Below are 11,056 nucleotides of genomic sequence, written 5' to 3'. Positions count from 1 at the left end.
ATTGCCCCACTCTTAATTAAAGCGATGCTTGAGTTTTCACCAATCGCATTTAGGGCAAACGAACCAGCGACTCCAACATTATTAGCTCCTGCACCTGCGGTTGCTTGGGCAGTAAAGTTACTAAATCCATCACCTTTGAGCGAAGAGTCACTCATTTTGGCTTCGAGGATGACACCTTTAGCCGTGACGTTGGCTGTACCTGTTGTACTTTGACCAATTGTGGCTTCGTTGGTGATATCTACGATATTGATCGCAACTGCAACTCCTACACCAATCGCTGATACTCCACCAACCGCACTACCATCAGCAATCGCACCTGCATCTGTCTCATTTGATGTTGCAAGTTTAAATGAGCCTGCAGAGTTAATTATTAAACCATCTGCGAGTGATGCTTTGGCAGTGGAATCAACTAGGTTAAGTGCTAATCCAGCAGCAATTGATATTGAGCCACTACTCGTTTTCGCCTTGCCTCCAATCGCTCCCTTATGCTTGGCAGAATTTGGGTTGTCTTCAACACTATCTATTTGTTCATTAGCTTGGTCTTCTGCTGTATTTTCACCTTCTTGTTCCTCAGCACCTGGATCAGCACCAGCAGCACCAGCTTTTGCGGTCGCACCTGTGGCTGCATAAGCGTATGCACCAAAGCTAATGTCACCTACTGTCGAGGTGATGTTTCTTGCTGTCGTTGCAATTGTCGTGTCATCTACGATGTTGAGTGCCAGCGCTGCACCAATCCCGACTGTACTTCCTGCGGCAGCAGCATCAGTAGTTGTACTCGTATTACCAGAATGTTTGGCTACTGCATCTAAGCTGCCAACTGTGAGTGTTCCACCAGTACCAATTGTGGCTAAAGTATTATTGCTGACAATTGTTAGTGCCACTGTCGGGCTGATAGAGATTTTACCTGCCGAACCAGCCTTGGCATTTGTTGCGCTGCTATTGTCTGAGGTGGCAGCAAGCGTCAACTTACCCGCGTTTGTGAGTGTGGAGTTATCTTGTAATGATGCTTCTGCGCGGTTTTGCTCGAAATCTATCGCAACAGAGGCGCCAACACCGACTTGGGGTGTGCCATCTGGGCTAGCAACTTGCACTGCCTCTGCTAAAGTTACCGAGTTGGTGTTGTTCTGGGCGATAATCTCAACATCACCACCACCAGCATCGACAATTGCCCCACTTTTAATTAAAGCAATACTCTCGTTAGAACCGATTGCGTTCAGGGCAAACGAACCAGCGACTCCAACATTATTAGCTCCTGCACCTGCGGTTGCTTCGGCAGTAAAGTTACTGAATCCATCACCTTTGAGTGATTCATCACTCATCTTAGCTTCGAGGATGATGCCTTTAGCAGTAACGTTGGCTGTACCTGTTGTACTTTGACCAATTGTGGCTTCGTTGGTGATATCAACAATATTGAGTGCAACTGCAACTCCCACACCAATCGCCGATACACCACCAACTGCACTACCATCAGCAATTGCACCTGCGTCTGTCTCATTTGATGTTGCGAGTTTAAATGAGCCTGCAGAGTTAATCACTAGCCCATCTGCGAGAGTAGCTTTGGCGGTGGAATCAACTAGGTTAAGCGCTAATCCTGCGGCAATTGATATTGAGCCACTACTCGTTTTCGCCTTGCCTTTAATGCCGTCTTTATGCTTGGCAGAATTTGGATTGTCTTCAACACTATCTATTTCTGCATTGGCTTGGTCTTCTGCTGTATTTTCACCTTCTTGTTCCTCAGCACTTGGATCAGCACCAGCTGCACCTGCTTTTGCGGTCGCACCTGTGGCTGCATAAGCATATGCACCAAAGCTAATATCACCTACTGTCGAGGTGATGTTTCTTGCTGTCGTTGCAATTGTCGTGTCGTCTACGATGTTGAGTGATAGTGCTGCACCAACTCCAACTGTACTACCTGCTGCTGCTGCATCCGCAGTTGTACTCGTATTACCTGAGTGTTTAGCTACAGCATCTAAACTGCCGACTGTCAGTGTTCCACCAGTACCAATTCTGGCTAAAGTATCATTGCTGACAATCGTCAGTGCTACAGCAGGGCTGACAGAAATATCACCTGCCGAACCAGCTTTAACACTCGTTTCACTGCTATTGTCTGAGGTGGCAGCAAGCGTCAACTTACCCGCGTTTATAAGTGTGGAATTATCTTGTAATGAAGCTTCAGCGCGGTTTTGCTCGACATCTATGGCAATAGAGGCACCGACACCAACTTTCGACTTGCCACCTTCAACAGCTTCTACTTCTGCCTCTGCTAAAGTTACCGAGTTGGTTTTGTTCTCGGCTATGAAATTAACATCACCACCACCAGCATCTACAATTGCCCCACTCTTAATTAAAGCAATGCTCGAGTTTTCGCCAATCGCATTCAGGGCAAACGCACCTGCAACACCAACATTACTGGCTCCCGCCCCTGCGGTTGCTTGGGCAGTAAAGTTACTAAATCCATCACCTTTAAGTGAAGCATCGCTCATTTTCGCTTCAAGGGTAATGCCTTTAGCGGTAACGTTGGCTGTACCTATCGTACTCTTACCAACTGTGGCTTCGTTGGTGGTATCAACGATATTGAGCGCAACTGCGACCCCCACACCAACCTTCGGCGCGCCACCAACCGCACTACCATCAGCAATCGCGGCTGCGTCTGTCTCATTTGATGTTGCGAGTTTAAATGAGCCTGCAGAGTTAATTACCAAACCATCTGCGAGAGTTGCTTTGGCAGTGGAATCAACTAGGTTAAGCGCTAATCCTGCGGCAATTGATATTGAGCCACTACTCGTTTTTGCCTTGCCTTTAATCGCATCCTTATGCTTCTGTGCGTTCGGGTTATCTTCATTATCTATTTGTTCATTGGCTTGGTCTTCGGATGTTTCTTGACCTTCTTTTTTCTCAGCATCAGGGTCAGCACCTGCTGCGCCTGCTTTTGCAGTGGCGCCTGTAGCTGCATAGGCATATGCACCAAAACTGATATCACCTATTATCGAGGTGATGTTTCTTGCTGTCGTTGCAATTGTTGTGTCGTCTACGATGTTGAAACCGAAGGTTGCACCAACTCCGACTGTATTTCCTGCAGCAGCAGCATCAGCATTTGCACTTGTATTACCTGAGTGTTTGGCTACCGCGTCTAAGCTTCCAACTGTCAGTGTTCCGCCAGCGCCGATTGTTGCTAAAGTATCATTGCTGACAATTGTCAGCGCTAATGCTGGAGTGACAGAGATATTACCTGCCGAACCTGCTTTAACGCTTGTTGCACTACTGTTGTCTGAGGTAGCAGTGAGGGTTGAGTCGCCTGCGTTTGTTAGTGTAGCGTTGTCTTCTAACGCTGCTTCGGTACGGTTTTGTTCGATATTTATGGCTACAGAGGCGCCAACGCCGACAGTTCCAGTCCCTGTTTGAGCTGCCTCAGCCTTAGTCGTGGAACTGGTGTTGTTCTCTGCTTTCAGTACCACAGCTTTACCACTAGCATCCACTACCGCACCTGTCTGGAGTAATGCTTGACTACTTGTGTTCAGTTTGTTAAGCGCCAGCGCGCCAGCCACACCTACCTGACTAGAGCTACCAGCACCTGAAATAGCTTCAGCAATAAAGGAATTCTTAGTAGGGGTGAGGGCTTCAATAGTAATCGTGCTTGCCTTGAGAGATGTGTTGCTACCAACATATGCTTTATTAGTTACGTCAGCAAGATTAATACCGACTGCAACGCCAACACCACTGGCGCCACTGCCTACAGTACTGCCATCAGCAACAGCAGAGGAGTTGTTTTTTGACGTGGCGTGAATAGTCAGCGTGCTGGTGGTTATTGAGGGAGAGGTGCTTGAATTAGTAGAAGAAATATATGCCTCAGTTTTACTACTCAGCTTAGTGAATGCCAGTGCCCCAGCAACATCGACCGATCCATCGCTCGTTTTGGCATTGTTCTCAGTTCTAGATAGTGGGGTCTGATCGTTCTTGGTTGACCCGCCAGAGCTTGCCTTCGCTGTTGTTGTAATATTGTTATCGGAGTCCGCTAAAAGGGTAAGATCCAGTGCTGAGATTGATTGACTACTTGAAGTGTCAATGTAAGCCTGTGTAGTACTCGTGACTGTGGTTACCGCGATACCCGCTCCGCCCATAGCAGCACTTGCATCGCCACTTGTGGTTGCATTGATTTTATTTGTTGCCGTCACAGCCAAAGTTCCCCCAGCAGTGATCGAGCTTGTCCCAGAAATGCGCGCGATTGCAGAACTGTTAATAATAGAAGTTGCAACAGCTGCATCTACAGAGGTGTCAACGTAAGAGCTTAAACCTTGAGCAATAGCCGTTCCCGTAACAGTAGAACTGCTCGCAATAGTTACATTACCACTGCTTTCGATTCGAGAGTCAATAACTGCGATGTTAGCTGTGGAAGCCAAGTTAACAAGCGCTACAGGAAGTGACGTTACAGAGCTGGTAACTGCGGAGGTAGCAGATATATTAATATTGCCAGCCTTGATGGTTGCTCCTGAAAGATTAATTTGGGCTTGTCCTGACGCATTAAAACTGCTTTTAGTATCCGAAGCCGTAAAGGAAATTACGCCGTCAATACCCCCCGGTTTGGTAATGTCGATTATTACTCCATTATTTACGGCAATATTTTCAGCATTTACCGTTAAATTTCCGCCATTTACCGTTAAATTTTTACTAAAGATAACTGAATCGTTACCATCATTTCCATCAATGATTAATAACTTAGTGAAATTTGGGTCGAGTGAATCAACGGTAATTCTGTCATTACCCCCAAGCCCTTTAATCGTGAGTGAATTGCTTGGGTTAAAGAAACTAATACTCTCAAAGGTTCCATTGCTACTGAAAATAGACGTTTGCCCAGTAGCCGCTCTTGTCACAAGGATTTGATCGTCCCCATCTGTCGCGGTAAATACCCGATCTGCCGTAACGGTATTGTCAAATATGGGCGCCAACCCAGCATAGCGAATAATCTTGCTGTCAAGGTAAATCTCACCTGAATGTGGTCCAAAAGCTATAAATTTTGTAGTGTTATAAGTTCCGCCTTCAATAACCAGGGTTCCTAAATTCCCATCACCTCCATCCGCAACGCCACTCAGGTTACCATCTGGAGTAAAAACAAAAGTGGCATAGTTATTAGCGGCAGCTTTAAGATTATCAACACCACGAAACTCAATACTGTCAAAGTTGCCGGAATTGTATCCAGTGATATTCCATGTTGTGTCAAGATTAGGTCCGAATAGTGTATCGTTTCCCTGTCCACCATCAAAACTTAGTTTCGCCCCTGTACTCTTCAATGCATTGACTAAGGAGCTATCTACATATAAACCATCGTCTCCAGAGCCTAAATCTACCGAGATTTTTGTATCTGCTGAAAGTGTCAGTCCATCCACCTGAGCAAAATTGACTCCATCAGTACTGAACTCGAAAATCTGATCTGCACCAACCTTTAGATACAAATTGTCTACTCGCTCCGTACCCAAAAAGCTCAGAGAGTTACCCGAAAATTTATTTAAAGTCTGTCCTGTTAGAGGATCAATATTATTGGAGTTAGAGAGAGGTACCGCTTGTTCTTTTGTTCCCCCTAAATAAATAATGTTCCCATCATCAGTTAATGAATAAACAGGGAAGGTGTCATTCAATCCTTGAGTCAAATCACTACTTAAAGAAGTTGTAATCTTTTGCTGTGGAATCTGAGAATTTAATCCATTTGTACTAGCAAATTGTTGAAGATCGGAAGATGAAAAGTTTGTATTAAATTGATTTGTTATAGGTTGAATGATATCCATTATTTTTATTTCCTTAAAGGAATATAGTTTTCACAATCGAAATCATGGTTTTTATATAAGCTGCCGTACAAAGACTATGCTGCTATTTGGACTTCAATCCTTATAAGCAACCTTTCAAGGCTTTTGCGGACTATTTTTCATTATGTAAAAATAAAGCAATCCGAAATTATTCGTGAGAATTAAAATAAGCTAAAAAGATTATAAATACTTACTTTTCGCCTATATACTTTCCACGTCTAAATTAGGATTGCTATATAATCATTAACATAATGCCGGACTTAGGCATTGTGCAAACTGAATATGATAGGAATTCACATAATTTGCTCTTTTAACGTTTTTTGACCACCAGTAGACGAGGATTCCTCATTTAAGATTGAAAAAATAAACGTTAATGCCTGAAAACTCCTTTATCAAATTTTATCCTGTAAGTCAATGCGTAAGTCCTATTATGCATGACTCAAGACTGGTGTTTCATCTGTGGAAAAGGGAGCTGTTTCTGGTTTAAATTCCTGGTCAGCATCTGATTTAGCATCCAAACTTGGCGATTCTTCAGCAACTTCTACATTAAGGATAGTACTGGGCGCGCTTGTAAGAAACTGAACTCCGTTAGCGACTTCGCGATATGGACGATTCATAAGGTAGTTCATCAACCCATCACGCTGTTCTTCTGTAAGAAGATATACTCTCTGCTCAACCGTTGCCATAAATTTTTACCTGCTGATTTAAATAGACTGCTTGTTGGGTAGACAAAGTTAGACTTATATAACGTCTACGCATAAGTTAATTATTCGACACTATTAAAAAAAACTTCAACCGTAATTTTACTAGTAAAACAATTCTGATTAAAACTTTTTGCACTAAGTAGTTATTATGAACTATGGAAGTGTATACGTGAGTAAGTCAAATTTGTGCTAAAAACTAGATGATATTAGACAATGTATAAATACGGTAAATACTACTGCACTATTAAGTGCGATTTAATACACAAGTCTATCTGCGTTCCCTTCGCCACTGAAAAATGAGGAATTTGACACTGAGTTAATGAAATAGCAAGCAACTCTTTATCATGTTTGAGCAGGACGCTTATATTATCTTCACTCATCCGACAGAGCTTTATAAAATATTCTTAACACACGTTACGGATTTTTCAGTGTTATTACTATGATGGTTCTCCGAAGTAGTTTCATAAAATATACACTTATACGGCTGAAGAGTAATTACAGGGCTTGTGCCTGAATCAATGATTCTACTGAAAAAGAATAAAAGATTCATTATATCAGTAACACAATAGTTGATCCGAGCGTGGGTTAGCTGTGCAGATGATTTACACATCAGTAATTTCTACAGAAGGAGAGTATAATATGTCCTCTATTTTCTCAGTTCATGAGTTATCTATTGTTTTGCTCGTCCGTAATCAAAATCCTGCGTTGTTGAACCTAGATTTTCTGAAATGCAGTGGCATTGTGCCTCAAGACTGGGAGTTGGCTAGTTCTCCTATTCTGACGCAGCAAGGCTCTCAAATCATTTTTCAGAACGGATTGAGGTTAGTTGCTGATACTAATCGAACTATTTTTTTAGAAAGCACGATTGGGAAATCATTCAGTAATATTACGGTTGCTCAAGTTGCTAAACATTATGTCCAGAGACTACCTTATGCACAGTATGATGCACTAGGAATCAATCCTGAAGGATTCGCTACTTTTCCTAATAACCCAGAACTTGCACAAAATTATATATCTAAAAGCTTACTATCGCCTGGAGCGTGGTTAGAATTTGGCAACACGCCTCCTAGAACGGACTTAAACATTGTTTACACTTTAGAGCAGGGGACACTAAGTCTTAAAGTTGCTCAGAGATCTATACAAAAAGAGAATGAAGAAGCTATCACACCGATTGTGACGTATACCGGCAATTTTGAATATATCTTTCAACAAGTGCCACCTACAGATAAATTAGATGTTTTGTGTAACCGTCTGGATCAATGGCAATCAAACATAGAAACTTTCACAACCTTGATTGAGCAACGATTTCTCAACGCAATGAACTCACCTTTGCTAAGTCAGAGCATCGATCCGCTAACGGGTCAACCCATCAAGAACGCAACCGCAGAACTTACGCACATCGCAAATATGAACTCGCAGGTTCCCTTTGTAACTCCCCAGTATGCATTGGGATAAAATTTTGTCTACCCCCACGTATCGTTTGACGCTGTTAAGAAAATCTTGTTCCCGTTTTAACCTAACTGAACAAATAGATTTTTTAGTTATACGGTTACAACAAAAGCTCATGAACTAAAGGAGTGTTTTTCAGCAGTAGCTCTAGATGCTTGTAGTACATAATACAACGTCCTCTGACTCATAAGGCAGGAGGGTTACTAATCCAACAGCATCTAAAGAGACGTTAGAGACATTTTTTAGAGTGAATTCGATTTAGCTTTTGTAAAAAATTATTACACAATAGCATAGAGAAATATTTACATGAAGATTCATTCATTTTACTGGTATGCGATAAAACAGCCGATTAATGGGCGTTATCGGAAATTATTGATTTTACTATTTGCCAAATTACTATTGCCTGCTGGACTTTTGCCGATTCTAGCTCCTAGTGTCCAGGCTCAAAATATTAGAATCGTACCCACCTCAACTTCTGGACAATTTCAAAATACCACTCAGGGTGTAAATGCAACCGCAATCGGAGGTGCAGCGAGTGCTGAGGCTCGCGATTCAATAGCTGTGGGTACTAATGCCATAGTGCCATTGGGCGGTAATAATGCGATCGCTATTGGTAATGCTGCATCTGCAAACTCTAATTCAAACAGCGGTATAGCTATAGGTAACACCGCCGCTGTCACAGCAGCGCAAGGAACAGCAGTGGGAAATGCCTCTGCTGCTAGCGGTGCAAACGCTACATCTATCGGAACTAGCTCTGCTGCGTCAGGAACCTCATCTGCGGCATTGGGCAATAATGCCAGAGCGCAAGGTAGTACCTCGGTTGCGATTGGTAATAATGCCACCACTGCAACAGGCGCCATTGATGCAATTGCTGCTGGTACTGGTGCTGCTGCGAATGCTGGTAGTGCGATTGCTACTGGTAATGGAGCTAATGTTGGTGCTGGTGCAACGGGTTCTACTGCCATTGGTCAAGGTGCAAATGTTGCAGCTGGTGCTACTAATGCAATTGCTGCTGGTACTACTGCCAGTGCTGGAGCTAGTAGTGCGATTGCTACTGGTAATGGAGCTAATGTTGGTACTGGTGCAACGGGTTCTACTGCCATTGGTCAAGGTGCAAATGTTGCTGCTGGTGCTACTAATGCAATTTCCGCAGGTACTACTGCTAGTGCTGGAGCTACTGGTGCTATAGCTGCTGGTAATAATGCAAGGGTCAATACTGGTGCAACGGGTTCCACTGCCATTGGTCAAGGTGCAAATGTTGCAGCTGGTGCTACTAATGCAATTGCTGCTGGTACTGGTGCTGCTGCTGGAGCTAATAGTGCTACTGCCATCGGTAATACTGCCAATGCGTCGGGCGCCTCATCTGCGGCTTTTGGTGATGGGGTAAGAGCGCAAGGTGCCAACTCAGTTGCCATCGGTTCCAATAACACAACTGCAGGTGGAGATAGTTCTGTTGCTACAGGTAGGGCTGCCCAAGCGGGCGGAGCAGATTCGGTTGCTACAGGTAGGAATGCCAACGCGAGTCAAACTGGTTCGGTCGCTACGGGTGCTTATGCCAACGCAAGCGGAATAGGTTCGGTCGCCACGGGTGGTGCTGCTAATGCAAGTGGTGCGAGGTCTATTGCTACTGGTGCCCTATCTCAAGCTACTGGTAACTCATCCTCGGCTTATGGTGCTTTCGCTCAAGCTTCAGGAATCTCAGCAACTGCTGTAGGCGATACTGCTAAAGCCACCGGAGACAATGCGACGGCTACGGGTGCTGGTGCCACGGCTTCGGGTACAAATTCTCTGGCTTCTGGGGGTGGTATTTTTAATGCTGTAACTGGAACATTTGACCGAGCCGCAACTGCATCTGGTAATCAATCGGTAGCCCTTGGATTTGGGGCTAATGCCTCACAGGCAAATGCCATTGCTGTAGGCGCCGCCACTGCAAGTGGAGTGAATGCCATTGCTACAGGCAATACTGCCCAAGCGACTCAGAATAATAGCATTGCCACAGGTAATAATGCCCAAGCCACAGGACTTAATGCTATTGCCTCTGGGTTGAATTCTCTTGCAAATCAAACCAATACCATTGCAACAGGAAACGGCGCCCAAGCAACTCAAAACAATGCCATCGCCACAGGTACTACGGCAAAAGCTCAAGGTTTGAGCGCAATTGCCACAGGTAATAATGCCACTGTAGGTTTAAATGCAACGGGTTCCACTGCCATTGGTAGTGGTGCAAGTGTTGCAGACAATGCCACTAATGCAATTGCGACAGGAACTAATGCCCAAGCAACTCAGAACAGTGCTATTGCCACAGGTAATACCGCGATTGCAAGCGGAGTGAATGCCATCGCCACAGGTAACGCTGCTCAAGCCACTCAGGACAATGCAATCGCCACAGGCAATACGGCAAAAGCTCAAGGTTTGAGCGCAATTGCCACAGGTAACAATGCAACCGTAGGTGTAGGTGCAACAGGTTCCACTGCGATTGGTAACGGTGCATCGGTTGCGGACAACGCCACCGATGCAATCGCTACAGGAACTAACGCCCAGGCAACTCAGAACAATGCTACCGCTATAGGAAACACAGCGAAAGCTCAAGGCATTTCATCATCAGCGTATGGTGATAACACTACTGCCAGTGGTGCAAATGCTACCGCGATTGGTAGAAGGTCTACAGCATCGGGCGCAAGTTCAATTGCTACAGGTGATACCGCATCGGCCAGTGGTGTTAATGCGATTGCGACAGGTGCCAACACGATAGCAAATCAACAAAACGCCACTGCTACAGGTAATGCAGCCCAAGCTACGGGAGCCTCAGCCACAGCCACAGGTGATGGCGCTATTGCAAGTGGTACTAATGCCACCTCAACTGGTAAAGGGTCTATTGCATCAGGCGCAAGCTCAATTGCAACAGGTGATACCGCGTCGGCCAGTGGTGCTAACGCCATCGCCACAGGTGCCAACACGGTGGCAAATCAGCAAAATGCTACTGCCACAGGTAATGCAGCCCAAGCCACAGGCATCTCAGCTACCGCCACAGGTGCCAACACAGTGGCAAATCAGCAAAATGCCACCGCCACAGGTAATGCAGCCCAAGCCACAGGCATCTCAGCCACC

At 44.8% G+C, this 11,056-nt stretch carries 4 protein-coding genes; 2 read left to right on the top strand and 2 right to left on the bottom strand.

What is annotated here, in order from left to right:
• Both DSM106972_RS10460 and DSM106972_RS10455 read right to left on the bottom strand, forming a co-directional pair.
• Nucleotides 1–5,777 (bottom strand): beta strand repeat-containing protein (locus tag DSM106972_RS10460; RefSeq protein ID WP_201800702.1); only part of this gene is annotated, 5,777 nt, incomplete at its 3' end.
• Nucleotides 5,778–6,223: 446 nt separating this feature from the next.
• Nucleotides 6,224–6,481 (bottom strand): hypothetical protein, encoded by a 258-nt coding sequence (locus DSM106972_RS10455; RefSeq protein ID WP_127080633.1) that lies wholly within the window; start codon nucleotides 6,479–6,481, stop codon nucleotides 6,224–6,226.
• A gap of 657 nt (nucleotides 6,482–7,138) precedes the next feature.
• Here DSM106972_RS10455 and DSM106972_RS10450 point away from each other — a divergent pair.
• On the top strand, nucleotides 7,139–7,954 hold the full coding sequence (locus DSM106972_RS10450) for a hypothetical protein (RefSeq protein ID WP_127080632.1): 816 nt from the start codon (nucleotides 7,139–7,141) through the stop codon (nucleotides 7,952–7,954).
• Between the two features lie 300 nt (nucleotides 7,955–8,254).
• Nucleotides 8,255–11,056: beta strand repeat-containing protein (locus DSM106972_RS51335; RefSeq protein WP_233787880.1), on the top strand; the 2,802-nt coding region annotated here is incomplete at its 3' end.

This window comes from Dulcicalothrix desertica PCC 7102, from assembly GCF_003991905.1.
In the GTDB taxonomy this organism is placed as follows: Bacteria; Cyanobacteriota; Cyanobacteriia; order Cyanobacteriales; family Nostocaceae; genus Dulcicalothrix; species Dulcicalothrix desertica.
This window is presented reverse-complemented; position numbering and strand designations above follow the sequence as displayed.